Source organism: Marinobacterium arenosum (assembly GCF_019795155.1).
Taxonomy (GTDB): Bacteria; Pseudomonadota; Gammaproteobacteria; order Pseudomonadales; family Balneatricaceae; genus Marinobacterium_C; species Marinobacterium_C arenosum.
On record NZ_JAILYN010000003.1, the window covers coordinates 45,303 to 59,498 of the forward strand.

A 14,196-nucleotide genomic window follows, 5' to 3' on the forward strand; every position below is an offset into this window, starting at 1 on the left:
GCGACCGGTATCGGCTGGCGGCCCCATCATCGCCTGCTGTGGTGGCGCCCCGGGTGACGCCCTGCATCGCCACGGGCTGGAGCGACCGGCTGCCAGAAAACAAAAAACCACGCCGGAGCGTGGTTTTTAAGGTTTTCTAATTTAACTCAGAACGCGATCAGGCGTCCGGACCGGCTTCCAGTACCTGGGCAATCGCCTTGTCCAGACCGGCCATGCCAGCGCGGATATCCTGTTCCGGGATGATCAGCGACGGGGTCATACGCAGCACGTTCGGGCCGGCAACCAGCAGCAAGGTGCCGGCTTCGCGGGCCGCGGCCAGGAACTTGGCCGCCTTGCCGTGCCACTGTTCGATCAGCTCGGCGCCGATCAGCAGGCCTTCACCACGGATCTCCTTGAAGATGCCGTACTTGTCGTTCAGCTTGTTCAGCTCCTCGACGAAGATCGCCCGCTTGTCGGCGACGCCGGCCAGTACCTCCGGGGTGTTGATGGTGTCCAGCACGGTTTCAGCGACCGCGCAGGCCAGCGGGTTGCCGCCGTAGGTGCTGCCGTGGGTACCGAAGCCCAGGCTCGGCGCGCATTTGTCGGTGGTCAGCATGGCGCCGACCGGGAAGCCGCCGCCCAGTGCCTTGGCGGTGGTCAGCACATCCGGAGTGACACCCAGGCCCATGTAGGCATACAGGTTGCCGGTGCGGCCGACGCCGGTCTGGACTTCGTCGAATACCAGCAGGGCGTTGTGCTGGTCGCACAGTTCGCGTACCTGGCGGGCGAATTCCGGGTCGGCGGAGTGGATGCCGCCTTCGCCCTGGATCGGTTCCATCACTACCGCGCAGGTCTTGTCGGAGATCGCCGCTTTCAGCGCTTCGATGTCGTTGAACGGCACGTGGGAGATGCCGCCCGGTACCGGCTCGAAGCCTTCACGGTATTTCTGCTGGCCGCCGACGGAGACGGTGAACAGGGTGCGGCCATGGAACGCCTGGGTGAAGGCGATGATTTCGTTCTTTTCCGGGCCGAAGTTGTCGTAGGCGTATTTGCGAACCAGTTTGAAGGCCGCTTCGTTGGCTTCGGCGCCGGAGTTGCAGAAGAACACCTTGTCGGCAAAGGTGGCGTCTTTCAGTTTTTTGGCCAGGCGCAGCGCCGGTTCGTTGGTGAAGGTGTTGCTCAGGTGCCACAGCTTGTCGGCCTGCTCCTTCAGCGCGGCAACCAGTGCCGGGTGGGTGTGGCCCAGTGCGTTCACCGCGATGCCGCCGGCGAAGTCGATGTATTCGTTGTTGTCCTGGTCCCAAACGCGCGAGCCTTCACCGCGAACCGGTACCATCTGCTGCGGGTTGTAGTTCGGTACCATCACGTCATCGAAAAGGGCGCGGTTTACTTGCTGTGTTGTCATTGGGTCACTTACCTCTGCTTAACGGGCTGCAGCCGTTGATCCGGTTTTTATATCTGCAGCGCAGGAATTCTATTCGGTGATTGGATCGCTGGCGCCGACGCTGGCCCGAGGGCCTGCCGGAACATCTATATTCAGTATCAGCAAAAGCCTATGCCGGTGAACAGGGGGGGAATTTCTATAGCGCGACATGAACTTGCTATAAGCTGACATTGACGGCACTAAAAGAAGTAATGGACCGGCATGGTCAGTATCCTTTCCGCTGTGACGTTAACCGAATTTCCTGTCAGGAGGTAGTATTTTGGTGGACAGCCCGTTGTCGACCGACAAGCCGGATTCCAGGCCGCAGCGTTTTGGCTTTCTGCTGCTGCCCAACTTCTCCCTGATCGCCTTCTCATCGGCGATCGAGCCGTTGCGTATGGCCAACTGGGTGACCGGCGAGGAGTGGTATGAAACGGTGCTGATCAGTCACGACGGCGAAGCGGTGGCCAGCAGTTTCGGGGTACAGACCCTGGTCGACTGTGCGTTGGCCGATATCCCGCCGCTGGATGCGGTATTCGTCTGCGGCGCCAGTCCGATCGCCCGCACCGGCAACGAAGCGGTGATCGGCTGGTTGCGTCGCCAGGGCGACGGCAGGATGGCGCTGGGTGGCATCGGTACCGGCTCCTACCTGCTGGCCTGTGCCGGCCTGTTGCACAACTACCGCGCCACCATCCACTGGTGGGATCTGGCCAGCCTGCGGGAGGAGTTTCCCGGCACCCAGGTGACCAACAACCTGTTCGAGATCGACGGCAACCGTTACACCTGCAGTGGCGGTACCGCGGCGATGGATATGATGCTGTTCCTGATCGGTCAGCAGCATGGCATGGACCTGGCGGCGAAGATCTCCGAACAGTTCGTCTGCGAGCGGATGCGCTCCGGTGACGACCAGCAGCGGATTCCGCTGAAGGCACGGATCGGCGCCAGTCAGCCGAAGCTGATCGAGGCGGTGACCCTGATGGAGGCCAACATCGAGGAGCCGCTCAGCACCGACGACCTGGCGTACCACGTTGGCGTCTCCCGCCGGCAGCTGGAACGTCTTTTCAAAAAGCACCTGCAGACGGTGCCCTCCAAGCATTACCTTGAGTTGCGACTGGAGCACGCCCGCCAACTTTTGCGCCAGAGCGACAAGCCGGTACTGCAGGTCGGCTTGGCCTGCGGCTTCTCCAGCGCTTCCTATTTCAGCACCGCCTATCGCAACCATTACGGCATCACGCCGCGAGAAGAGCGCAAACGCCAGCATGAGACGGTCGATAGTGCGCCCGGCCCACAGCTGGGCCGCTCGACGCTGCTGAAAAACTGAGCAGAAATGCGGCGCTCATAGCAGTCTGTCAATGCCGTTTCTGGCTGTTTGTCGCTGATTTCTGCTGCTTCTTGCTGTTTTCCCTGAGTCGCAGTGACTGAAATCGGTGGCCGATTTTCGCAATATCCATATCGGTCGTTTTGTTACTTTGTTATGACGTCTCGCCAGCAGGGACGATTGGTTTACATAGCGGGCCGGCCCGCCAGGTTGATAACTGGAAATAACCTGTAACCAACGAGGGGCTGGCGACGAGCCTGGCTTCCCGCATTCGGCTAGCGGTGGTGGGAAGTACTGAGAAACCTGGCTGTGTTTCCGGGCTAGAGGGAGCTGCCAGGGTCATGACACGGCAACAAGAGAACAATAAAAATGCCTGAAAACAGTGCCATCTGCCTGAAAAATATTCACAAGTCTTTCGGCGATCTCGAAGTTCTCAAAGGGATCGACCTGCAGGCCCACGAGCATGATGTGATCTCGATCATCGGTTCCAGTGGCTCAGGTAAAAGTACCTTCCTGCGTTGTATCAACCTGCTGGAAACCCCGACCGAAGGGGAGATCTACATCACCGGCGAAAAACTCAAGCTGGCCCGTAACAAGAACGGCGACCTGGATGCGGCCGATGGCCGTCAGTTGGCCGCGATGCGTGCAAAGGTCGGTTTCGTATTCCAGAATTTCAATCTCTGGCCGCACAAGACACTGCTGGAAAACGTCATCGAGGGGCCGATCCAGGTGTTGGGTCGTTCCCGTGACGAAGCGGTGGCCTACGCCGAAGAGCTGCTGCGCAAGGTGGGGCTGGAGAGCCGCAAGGATTATTACCCCAACCAGCTGTCCGGCGGTCAGCAGCAGCGTGTTGCCATCGCCCGTACCCTGGCGATGGACCCGCAGGTGCTGCTGTTCGACGAACCGACCTCGGCACTGGACCCGGAGCTGGTCGGCGAGGTGCTCAGTGTGATGCGTGACCTGGCCGCCGAAGGTCGCACCATGTTGATCGTGACTCACGAGATGACCTTCGCCCGCGAAGTCTCCAACAAGGTGATGTTCCTGCACCGCGGCCAGGTGGAAGAGTTCGGGCCGCCGGAGCAGGTGTTCGAGAACCCGACCTCCGAGCGTTGTCGCGAGTTTATCTCCAGTATTTTCTGATTTCCCGATGAAACTGCCGCCGGCTACTGGCCGGCAGCGGTGGTTGCCTGCCCAGCGGCGGGCGAGATCACACCTCAAAAAATAACAAAGGATCAACAGTATGAAATTTAAATCCACTTTGGTTGGCGCCGCGCTGGCCGCAGGTCTGACTCTGGCTGCCGGTATTGCCCAGGCGGGCGACAAAATCCGCATCGCCACCGAAGGTGCCTATGCACCGTTCAACATGGTGGATGCCAGTGGCGAGCTGGTCGGCTTCGATGTCGACATCGCCCGCGCGATCTGTGACGAGATGAAAGCGGACTGCGAGATCGTGGCGCAGGATTGGGACGGTATTATCCCGGGTCTGCGGGCGCGTAAATACGATGCCATTATCGCCTCCATGTCGATCACCGAAGAGCGTCTGCGGGTGGTGGATTTCAGCGAGCCGTACTACTCCAACGTGCTGGCATTCGTCGCACCCAAGGACAAGTCTCTGAACACCTCGAAGGATGGCCTGAAAGGTCTGACCATCGGTGCTCAGCGTGCCACCATCGCCGGCCAGCAGCTGGAAGACGTATACGGTGAGGTAGTTAACGTCAAACTGTACGACACTCAGGACAACGCCTACCTGGACCTGGCCGCCGGCCGCCTGGACGGCCTGCTGTCCGACAAGTTCCCGGCTTATGATTGGCTGCAGAGCAAAGACGGTCAGGGCTTCGAGTTCAAGGGCGCCGATATCGATATCAACGACAAGATCGGTATCGCGGTGCGTAAGGGTGACAAGCTGCGCGAGAAGCTGGACAAGGCGCTGATGGCGATTGTCAAAGACGGCACCTACGACGTTATCAACGCCAAGTACTTCCCGTTCTCCATCTATTAATACCGCCCCGTTGTATAAGTGATGCCCGGCAGCCTGTTGGCTGCCGGTTTCGGCACCCTATTGTTTGAGGTTACCCCGATGATCGATATGAGAGGATTCGGCGATCAGCTTTGGGCCGGTACGCTGATTACCATCGAGCTGGCATTGGCCAGTCTGGCGCTCGGGCTGGTACTGGGCCTGCTGGGCGCCACCGCCCGGTTGTCCCACAATAAGCTGGCACGCACAATCTCCACCGGCTATACCACGTTGATTCGCGGTATTCCGGAGCTGCTGACCGTACTGATCATCTACTTCGGGGCCACCACGGTGCTGATGTCCGTTGCCGGCATGTTCGGCTACGACGAGTATATCGAAGTCGGCCCGTTTGCCGCCGGTGTCACCGCGCTGGGGCTGACCTTTGGTGCTTACGCCAGCGAGGTTTTCCGCGGCGCGATCCTGGCCATTCCGCCGGGCCAGCGCGAAGCCGGGCTGGCGATCGGTATGAGCAAGTTCAAGGTCTTCATGCGGATCACTATGCCGCAGTTGTGGCGGCTGGCGCTGCCGGGGCTGGGCAATCTGTTTCTGGTGCTGCTGAAGGATACCGCGCTGGTGTCGGTGGTCGGTCTGGACGACCTGATGCTGAAGACCCGCGATGCGGTCAGCTATACCAAGGAGCCGTTCCTGTTCTATCTGTTCGCGGCCTTCATCTACCTGAGCCTGACCATCGTCTCGATGGTGTTCATCCACTACATGGAAAAGCGTAACAACCGCTGGATGGGGAGAGCCTGATGCAGTTCGACGTCGTCATTCAATACCTGCCGCGCCTGCTGGAAGGGGCGGTTACCACGCTGGAGCTGGTACTGATCTCCGGCATTATCGGCTCGCTGCTGGCGCTGCCGATCGGCCTGGCGCGCCACTCCCACCGTCGCTGGCTGAACGCGCTGCCCTATGCCTATATCTTCTTCTTCCGCGGTACGCCGTTGCTGGTGCAGATCTTCCTGGTCTACTACGGCCTGGCGCAGTTCGACGCGGTACGTGAAAGCGCTCTTTGGCCCTACCTGCGTGAGCCCTACTGGTGCGCGATCATCGCCTTCTCGCTGAACACCGCCGCCTATACCGCCGAGATTCTGCGCGGTGCCCTGGGGGCCATTCCGAAAGGGGAGATCGAAGCGGCCAAGACCATCGGCATGCGCCAGCCGATGCTGTACCGCCGCATTATGCTGCCGCGGGCGTTCGGCATGATCCTGCCGGCCTATGGCAACGAGGTGATCCTGATGCTGAAGGGCAGTGCGTTGGCGTCCACCATCACCTTACTGGACCTGACCGGCATGGCGCGTACCATCATCGCCCGTACCTATACCCCGATCGAGATCTTCCTCGCCGCCGGTGCGATCTACCTGCTGATCAGCGTCGGCATCATCATGGTGTTCCGTCAGCTGGAGAAGCGGCACAACCGCCACCTGCAACCGCTGACCGTGAAGGTAAGTGCCAAGCCAGCTTCCAGCTGAACCTGGCCAGCAACCGAATACATCATTCGAAACCCGGCTGATCCATGATCAGCCGGGTTTTTTCTTGCAGTGCAATGTGCGGCCGAGCGGTGGGTCTGAACGCGCAAATTCCCCGGGCCGGTCAGTGGTTGGCTATCCAAAAAGAAAATTTATCAGGCCTGGTAATTAAATTTAATCTACAGAAATAGAAATAGCGGGTCGTTTTTTTGCAATAATTTGTCGTCATAAAGTTCTACAGTTTTAGCTCGGCAAAAGCTTACCGGCGAGGACCCACAGGCCGGTGGTGGCGTCGATCATCAGACCAGAACAAGCAAGCGGAATCAGCCGACACGGGGGCAACAAGCACCGCAGGCGGCTACCGGAAGAGGCCGGGGTAGAAAAATAAAATGTCCGAGCATCGCAGTCACAAGAAAAAACTTCTTACCCAACTGGCGGAACAGTTCCAGGCGAACCTGCCCGTTGACGCCGCCAGTAAAATCCAAGCCTTCGCAGAACAGTATTATCAGGTTTCGCCCGATGAGGAGTTGTCGGCCCGCCGTCTCGATAACCTCTATGGCGCCACTCTGTCCTGTTGGGAGTTCATCACCGAATACGATCGCAAGGCACCCAAGGTACGGGTGTTCAACCCCGATTTCGAACAGCACGGCTGGCACTGCAACCACACGGTGATCCAGATCCTGTTCAACGACATGCCGTTCCTGGTCGACTCGGTACGGATGGAGTTGAACCGGCGCGAACTGTCGATCCATGCGATCCATAACGCGGTTCTCAATGTCGAACGCGATGGCGCGGCACTGAAAGGCTTCAGCGAAGCCGGTCAGCCGGAGTCCTTCATCTACCTGGAGGTCGACCGCCACAGCGACGCCGAGTGGTTGAAAGAGATCCGCCAGGTGCTGACCGAAGTGCAGACCGTCGTCGAAGCGGCGGTCAACGACTACCAGCCGATGCGGGACAAGGTGCGCGAACTGATTGCCGAGATGGGCAATAACGCCGAGCGGCTGGGTCGTGAGACTGCGGATGAAGCCGCGGCGTTCCTCGACTGGCTGCTGCAGGACCGCTTCACCTTCCTGGCCTATGACGAGTTGAGCTTCAGCGGCGAAGGGGAAACGTTCGCCGTCAGCCGGGTCGAGGAAAGCGAGCTGGGTACCCTGAAACTGCCGGTTTCGCGCGCTCGCCGCCGCGATTATAAAGATCTCAGCGCCGAAGAGCGCGCCTCGATGCTAGACCGCGCACCGCTGCTGCTGGCCAAGTACAGCGCCCGCGCCCGCGTTCACCGTCCGGCCTACATGGACCTGGTGGTGATCAAGCGCTTCGACGAGCAGGGCGAAGTGATCGGCGAACACCGCTTCTATGGCCTCTACACCTCGCCGGTGTACAGCGAACGGCCGAGCCTGATTCCGATGATCCGCAGCAAGGTGGAGCGCACCCTGCTGGCGTCCGGTTTCGGCGCCCAGACCCACAGCGGCAAGGCACTGCTGACCATTCTGAACGATCTGCCGCGCGACGAGCTGTTCCTGGCCACCGACGCCGAACTGTTCGATATCGCGATGGGCATCTTTAACCTGCAGGAGCGCCGCAAGGCCCGCCTGTTGATGCGTCGCGACCGCTGCGGCAAGTTCTGTACCTTCCTTTACTACGTACCGCGTGACGTGTTCAGCACCGCGCTGCGTCTGCAGGTGCAGGATATCATCGGCCAGGCCCTGCAGGCCGACGACGCCGAATTCACCACCACCTTCAGCGAATCGATCCTGGCGCGGGTGCATTTCGTGATGCGTACCGATCCGGCCAAGATCGCCGCGTTCGATTTCAGCGCGGTCGAAGCGGAGGTGGTCAAGGCATCCCGTTCCTGGGACGACGAACTGCACCACGCACTGGTCGAGAATTGCGGCGAAGAGCTGGGTAACCGTCTGGCCAACGACTTCCGCCATGCGTTCCCGCACTCCTACCGCGATCACTTCTCGCCTGGCGGCGCTGTCTACGATATCCAGCGGATCGAGGAGCTGTCCGCGGGTCGCCCGGTCACCATGAGCTTCTACCGGATGCTGGAGGAGACCCGCGACGTACTGCGCTTCAAGCTGTTCAACGCCGGCGAGCCGCTGGTGCTGTCCGACGTGATCCCGGTGCTGGAAAACCTCGGCATGTGCGTCCGTGGCGAGCACCCGTACGAGTTGCGTCGCCGTGATGGCGAACGGTTCTGGATCCACGATTTCACCCTCAGTTACCAGAACGCCGAGACCGTCGAGCTGGAAGAGGTCAAGGAGGTGTTCCAGGATGCCTTCGCGGCGATCTGGAACGGCCAGGCCGAGAACGACGAGTTCAACCGGCTGGTGATTGGCGCCAACCTGAGCTGGCGCGAAGTGGCGATGCTGCGTGCCTACGCCCGCTATAACCGCCAGCTGCGGTTCGGTTTCTCGCAGCCCTATATCGCCGATACCCTGGCGCGCCATCTGCATCTCAGCAAGCTGCTGGTGGCGCTGTTCCGGGCCCGTTTCGAGCCGGGTCGTCAGAGCGCCAAGGTTGCCCAGCGTCTGGAAGACAGCATTCTGGACGCGCTGGACAAGGTCGACAGCCTGAACGACGACAAGTTGCTGCGCCGTTTCCTGGAGCTGATCAAGGCCACGCTGCGTACCAACTACTTCCAGCGCGACGCCGATGGCGCGCTGAAGGACTACTTCTCGTTCAAGCTGAACCCGCACGCCATCGCCAATATCCCGCTGCCGCGGCCGATGTTCGAGGTGTTCGTCTACTCCGCCCGGGTGGAAGGTGTCCACCTGCGCGGCGGCAAGGTGGCCCGTGGCGGTCTGCGCTGGTCCGACCGCCGCGAGGACTACCGCACCGAGGTACTGGGTCTGGTCAAGGCCCAGCAGGTGAAGAACGCGGTGATCGTACCGGTCGGCGCCAAGGGCGGCTTCGTCGCCAAGCAGCTGCCGGAGAAGGGCAGCCGCGAAGAGATCCAGGCCGAGGGTATCGCCAGCTACCAGACCTTCATCAGCGCGCTGCTGGACATCACCGACAACCTGGTGGCCGGTGAGGTGGTGCCGCCGGTCGAGGTGGTGCGCCACGACGAGGACGACCCGTACTTCGTGGTCGCCGCCGACAAGGGCACCGCCACCTTCTCCGATATCGCCAACGCGATCGCCGAGGAGCGCGGTTTCTGGCTGGGCGACGCGTTCGCCTCCGGCGGCTCGCAGGGTTACGACCACAAGGGCATGGGCATCACCGCCCGCGGCGCCTGGGAATCGGTCAAACTGCACTTCCGCGAGCTGGGGCTGGATACCCAGTCCGAAGCGTTCAGCGTGATCGGCATCGGCGACATGGCCGGCGACGTGTTCGGCAACGGCATGTTGCTGTCCGAGCATATCCAGCTGGTGGCCGCGTTCAACCATATGCACATCTTCATCGATCCGAACCCGGATGCGGCGGCCAGCTACGCCGAGCGCAAGCGGCTGTTCGAACTGCCGCGCTCCAGCTGGGAGGATTACAACGCCGAGCTGATCTCCGCAGGGGGCGGGGTGTTCTCCCGCGCCGCCAAGTGGATCGAACTGACGCCGCAGATGAAGCAGCGCTTCGACATCCGGGCCGACCGGCTGTCGCCGAACGACCTGATCCACGCCCTGCTGCAGGCGCCGGTCGACCTGATCTGGAACGGCGGCATCGGCACCTACGTCAAGGCCAGCAGCGAGAGCCACGCCGACGCCGGCGACAAGGCCAACGACAGCCTGCGTATCGACGGCAGGCAGCTGCGCTGCAAGGTGCTGGGCGAGGGCGGCAACCTGGGCTTCACCCAGCGCGGCCGGATCGAGTTCTGCGCCCACGGCGGCAAGTCCAACACCGACTTCATCGACAACGCCGGCGGGGTGGACTGCTCCGACCACGAGGTCAACATCAAGATCCTGCTGAACGAGGTGGTCGCCAACGGCGACATGACCGTCAAGCAGCGCAACGTACTGCTGCGCGAGATGACCGACGAGGTCGCCGAGCTGGTGCTGCAGAACAACTACAGCCAGGCGCTGGCGTTGAGCCTGGCGCTGCGCCACGCACGCCAGCACATGGACGAGTACCAGCACCTGATCCACCGCCTGGAGGGTGAGGGCAAGCTGAACCGGGCGCTGGAGTTCCTGCCGGACGACGACGAACTGCAGCAGCGCAAGGCGGACCAGCAGGGCTTCACCCGGCCGGAACTGTCGGTGCTGATCTCCTACGCCAAGGCCGAGCTGAAAGAGAAGCTCAGCAGCAGCTGGATCACCGACGACGATTACCTGGCCCGCGCGGTCGGCACCGCCTTCCCGTCGGTGCTGAACGAACGGTTCCCGGCACAGATCGCCAACCACCGGCTGCGCGGCGAGATCATCGCCACCCAGGTGGCCAACAGCATGGTCAACCACATGGGGATCACCTTCGTGCAGCGGCTGCAGCAGACCTCCGGCATGGATTTCGCCAGCATCGCCGCGGCCTATGTGATCGCCCGTGATGTCTACGACCTGGATCGCCTGTGGGCGGAAGTGGAAGCGCTGGACAACAAGGTGTCCGCCGATATCCAGCAGCTGATGCTGACCAACCTGATCCGCCTGGTGCGCCGCGCCGCTTACTGGTTCCTGCGCAATACCCAGCTGGAGAACAACGTTACCGCGGTGGTTGAGAAGTTCCAGCCGGGCGTCCGTGCAATCGGTGCCAAGTTGCCGCAGCTGCTGATCGGTAAGTCGCATGATGCCTGGCTGGCTGAGCACCGCGAGCTGACAGATGCCGGCGTGCCTGAACAGCTGGCGGACTACGCCGCCGCAGCGGACAGCCTCTACTCGCTGCTCAGCGTGGTACAGGCTACCGAGCAGACCGGCCAACCGCTGGACTGTGTGGCGGCGATCCATTACGCGCTGGCCGAAAAGCTGGAACTGCACTGGCTGGATGAGCAGGTCCGTTCCTTCGAGGCGACCAACCATTGGCAGTTGCTGGCACGCGATGCGTATCGCGAGGACCTGACCAGCCATCAGCGGGCGATCACCGTCAGCGTGCTGGAAGGGGCCGAAGGGGAGCCTGACAGCGAGCAGCTGATCAGCCAGTGGCTGGCCGGCAACGAGCCGCAGCTGGTTCGCTGGCAGCGGCTGTTGGGCGAGGTACGCAGCAGTGCAGTGCAGGACTTCGCCATCTTCACGGTGGCGGTCCGCGAACTGCTGGAGCTGGCCCAGGCCCACTGAATGCAATTGCAGGACCGGCGGCGGTGGTAAAGCACCGCCGCCATAAAAACCGATAACGATTAACCAAATTAATTAAAAAGACCCGGCTACGAAAACCATGACAACGATGACCGCTTTCCGCCCGTTTGCGCCGATCCGTTTTGTCCACAAAATCTACGAAGCCGCTGCCGACAGCTGGTGGGTATACCGCCAGGAGATCGGCAACGACGGTAACCTGAAGCCGATGCCGCGGGTGGTGTTCTTCGGCCGCTCCCGCAACGAAGTGGAGCGCTGGATCTCCGGCCACAAGGAAGAGACGGTATTCGTCCTCTCCGATAACTGATCCCTGTTTCAGCCGCCCCCGGCAGCCCTAACCGGGCGGCCGGGGGCGCATTTCTTCATGGGGCACTGTTTGAATCGACCCGGGTGTTGAAGGGGTTCCGCGCCTGGGAAATTCATTGGCTTTCGCAGTGTTCCATGTCCCTCGTTCAGCTGGACGCTGAGCATCGGGCAGATCGGCTTTGGGCGCATGCCCATGGCCCCGTATGCCCTGAGCCTTGTAGGCTTAATCTCAACTCACTCTTGCCTGACATCTTGTCAGCCCCGGCCCTTATGGGCCGGGTGGTTTTTTCTTTTTTAATATTTCCTGATCACGAGTTAACGGTACTCAGTTCAGAGTATGGAGAGTATCCCGTTAGCTGTACCCTCAGGATCTTGGCGTGCTGTCCCTTTTGCTGCCGAATATTGATGAATACCATAGCCGGTTCGGCATACGCGCCCTGGCGCAGGTAGCCGATCGGTTCGGAAGATCTTCAGCAGGGATGCCTTATGTCTACATCAGCATTTATCGATCAGCTCTATAACCGATTCCTCTTCCGTCAGGCGGACGATGCCGGCAAAGCCTGGTGGAAAGAGGAATTCAGCAGCGGTCGAACGGATATCAGCGCCATTACCCAATCGTTTGTCGACAGCACCGAATATCAAACCGGGGTTGCGGAACTGGTCAAACTCTATTATCTGGTGTTCGACCGCATCCCCGATCAGGGCGGGCTGAACTTCTGGGTCAATGCCGCCCGGGACGGGATGACGCAGACCGATATTGCCACCGCCTTTATGGACTCCAGCGAATTCGAGACCCGCTATGGCGGCGACCTTTCCGACAGTGACTTTATCGATCAGCTCTATCAGAACGCCTTTAACCGCCAGGCCGATGATGGGGGCCGCAACTACTGGCTGGAGCAACTGAATCAGGGCACCGGTCGGGCCGATTTGATGCTGATCTTTGCCCAATCCGCCGAGTTTGAAGAACACCGGGGTACGGCGGTGCAGACCAGCGCCATCTACTACGGCATCCTGCAGCGCCAGCCCAACGATAGAGAGTTGGCCGGAGCCGCTGCCGATAGCCGCGAGCTGATCAGCCAGCTATACGCGTCCGCCGACTACAATGGCATCCTGCCGCAGAACCTCAGTACGGTGCTTGCCGGCGACAGAGACGACAACCGGCTGGTGGGCAGCGCGCAGAACGAGGCGATACTGGCCGGAAGCGGCGATGATATTCTGGTCGGCGGTGGCGGAGCGGATCAGTTGTCTGGTGGGGACGGGCAGGACCGCTTCCAGTTCATACCGGGTCAGTCCACTGTAAGCCAGACCGCCACCATTTCTGATCTGTCCGTCGGCAATTTGGCGGACAGCGTCGAGATCAGCGGACTGGCGGGCTATGACTTCCTGCAGCTCGGCGACAGCTATCCATCACTCGATGCCGGATTGGCGGCGGCGCGCGCGGCGGCCGAAGGTCAGCTGGTGGTGTTTACCGTGGCGACGGACACCACCGACAGTTACATCTATGTTGCGGCGCAGGGCGACAACGCCGAGACGCTGATTAAGCTGCAGAATGAAAGCGGCCAGTACTTCTTGCTGCACTTCGGTACTGTTCGCACGCTGTTGGAAGGGACCGACGGAGCTGATGTGATCACTCATAACGGCTCGCTGGACAGTTATATCGACGCGGGCAATGGCGATGATCAGATCTACGGCGGTAGCGAGTACGATCACATTGTCACCGGCGCCGGAAACGACCTGATCGATGGCCGGGAGGGTGACGATCTGCTGGATACCTCGGCCGCGGCCGCCATCGCCAATGGCAGCGGGCAGACGATCACCGTCAATGGTGTTACGGTTGACAGCGGCAGTACGACCGGTGTCGATGCACAGGCAACAGCGCTTATCGGTATGGACCGGTTCAGCAATATTGAACAGCTGCAAGCCGGTGACGATGCCGATTACATTGCCCTGGGCGAGAGCCTGAGAAGCGCGCATGCCGGGGGCGGCGACGATATCCTGCTGGATAAGCCGAACAGCTGGAGCAACATGTATGGCGGCACCGGGCAGGATCGCTTCGTATTCCAGTCTGCGACCGATCTATCCACCGACAGCTACGACTTGGTGGCCGACTTCGATGCCTCAGACGATACGCTGGTGTTCATCACCGAAGGCAACTATCAGGTCGCCGACCAGGTGTACCAGCTTGATGACAACCTTTTGCATAGCGAAGTGCTGGAACAGCTGCGCGCCAACCCCACGCTGGCTGATAAGCTGGTGTTTTTCAAACATCTGCAGAATTCCTGGTTGCTGGTGAACGGCGATGGTGGACTCAGTGGGGCATCGCTGCACAACACCCTGATCAACCTGCACGACAGCGACCTGAGCGACATCGTCCAGCTGACCGGGGCGGTGAGCTTCACCTCCGACCTGCCTTCCGTCATCTGAGCAGTCTTCACGTATCAGTGGGGTGAGTCGCGACGCGTAGTCCGCGGAGCGAT

Annotated in this window: 9 protein-coding genes; 8 read left to right on the forward strand and 1 reads right to left on the reverse strand. The window is 60.8% G+C overall.

Annotation, left to right across the window (positions count from 1 at the left end; genetic code table 11):
- Nucleotides 1-157: 157 nt before the first annotated feature.
- Nucleotides 158-1,384, reverse strand: a complete 1,227-nt coding sequence (locus K6T12_RS02095; RefSeq protein WP_222219017.1) for an aspartate aminotransferase family protein — start codon at nucleotides 1,382-1,384, stop codon at nucleotides 158-160.
- Nucleotides 1,385-1,685: 301 nt separating this feature from the next.
- Between K6T12_RS02095 and K6T12_RS02100 the strand changes: the two genes are divergently transcribed.
- The 8 genes from K6T12_RS02100 (at nucleotide 1,686) to K6T12_RS02135 (ending at nucleotide 14,143) form a co-directional block, all read left to right on the forward strand.
- Nucleotides 1,686-2,723 carry a GlxA family transcriptional regulator gene (locus K6T12_RS02100; protein ID WP_315853553.1) on the forward strand — a complete coding sequence of 346 codons (1,038 nt, stop codon included), beginning with the start codon at nucleotides 1,686-1,688 and terminating at the stop codon, nucleotides 2,721-2,723.
- A 366-nt stretch (nucleotides 2,724-3,089) separates the two neighbouring features.
- A complete protein-coding gene (locus tag K6T12_RS02105) occupies nucleotides 3,090-3,860 on the forward strand; it encodes an ABC transporter ATP-binding protein (RefSeq protein WP_222219019.1) in 771 nt (256 codons plus the stop codon).
- A 100-nt stretch (nucleotides 3,861-3,960) separates the two neighbouring features.
- Complete coding sequence (locus tag K6T12_RS02110) at nucleotides 3,961-4,719, forward strand: ABC transporter substrate-binding protein (RefSeq protein WP_222219021.1); 759 nt, start codon at nucleotides 3,961-3,963, stop codon at nucleotides 4,717-4,719.
- A 78-nt stretch (nucleotides 4,720-4,797) separates the two neighbouring features.
- A complete protein-coding gene (locus tag K6T12_RS02115; RefSeq protein ID WP_222219023.1) occupies nucleotides 4,798-5,487 on the forward strand; it encodes an ABC transporter permease in 690 nt (229 codons plus the stop codon).
- A complete protein-coding gene (locus K6T12_RS02120) occupies nucleotides 5,487-6,206 on the forward strand; it encodes an ABC transporter permease (protein WP_222219025.1) in 720 nt (239 codons plus the stop codon). The genes K6T12_RS02115 and K6T12_RS02120 overlap by 1 nt, the downstream gene beginning before the upstream one ends.
- Nucleotides 6,207-6,592: 386 nt before the next feature.
- The gene (locus K6T12_RS02125; RefSeq protein WP_222219027.1) at nucleotides 6,593-11,398 is read left to right on the forward strand and encodes an NAD-glutamate dehydrogenase; all 4,806 of its coding nucleotides are present in this window, start codon (nucleotides 6,593-6,595) and stop codon (nucleotides 11,396-11,398) included.
- A gap of 97 nt (nucleotides 11,399-11,495) precedes the next feature.
- A complete protein-coding gene (locus tag K6T12_RS02130; protein ID WP_222219029.1) occupies nucleotides 11,496-11,720 on the forward strand; it encodes a hypothetical protein in 225 nt (74 codons plus the stop codon).
- Between the two features lie 485 nt (nucleotides 11,721-12,205).
- On the forward strand, nucleotides 12,206-14,143 hold the full coding sequence (locus K6T12_RS02135) for a DUF4214 domain-containing protein (RefSeq protein ID WP_222219031.1): 1,938 nt from the start codon (nucleotides 12,206-12,208) through the stop codon (nucleotides 14,141-14,143).
- The last annotated feature ends 53 nt before the right edge of the window (nucleotides 14,144-14,196 follow it).

Coding starts and splice junctions, on each gene's coding strand:
- K6T12_RS02115 (WP_222219023.1), top strand. CDS start 4,798: ATGATCGATATGAGAGGATTCGGCGATCAGCTTTGGGCCGGTACGCTG.
- K6T12_RS02135 (WP_222219031.1), top strand. CDS start 12,206: ATGTCTACATCAGCATTTATCGATCAGCTCTATAACCGATTCCTCTTC.
- K6T12_RS02095 (WP_222219017.1), bottom strand. CDS start 1,384: ATGACAACACAGCAAGTAAACCGCGCCCTTTTCGATGACGTGATGGTA.
- K6T12_RS02120 (WP_222219025.1), top strand. CDS start 5,487: ATGCAGTTCGACGTCGTCATTCAATACCTGCCGCGCCTGCTGGAAGGG.
- K6T12_RS02125 (WP_222219027.1), top strand. CDS start 6,593: ATGTCCGAGCATCGCAGTCACAAGAAAAAACTTCTTACCCAACTGGCG.
- K6T12_RS02130 (WP_222219029.1), top strand. CDS start 11,496: ATGACAACGATGACCGCTTTCCGCCCGTTTGCGCCGATCCGTTTTGTC.
- K6T12_RS02105 (WP_222219019.1), top strand. CDS start 3,090: ATGCCTGAAAACAGTGCCATCTGCCTGAAAAATATTCACAAGTCTTTC.
- K6T12_RS02110 (WP_222219021.1), top strand. CDS start 3,961: ATGAAATTTAAATCCACTTTGGTTGGCGCCGCGCTGGCCGCAGGTCTG.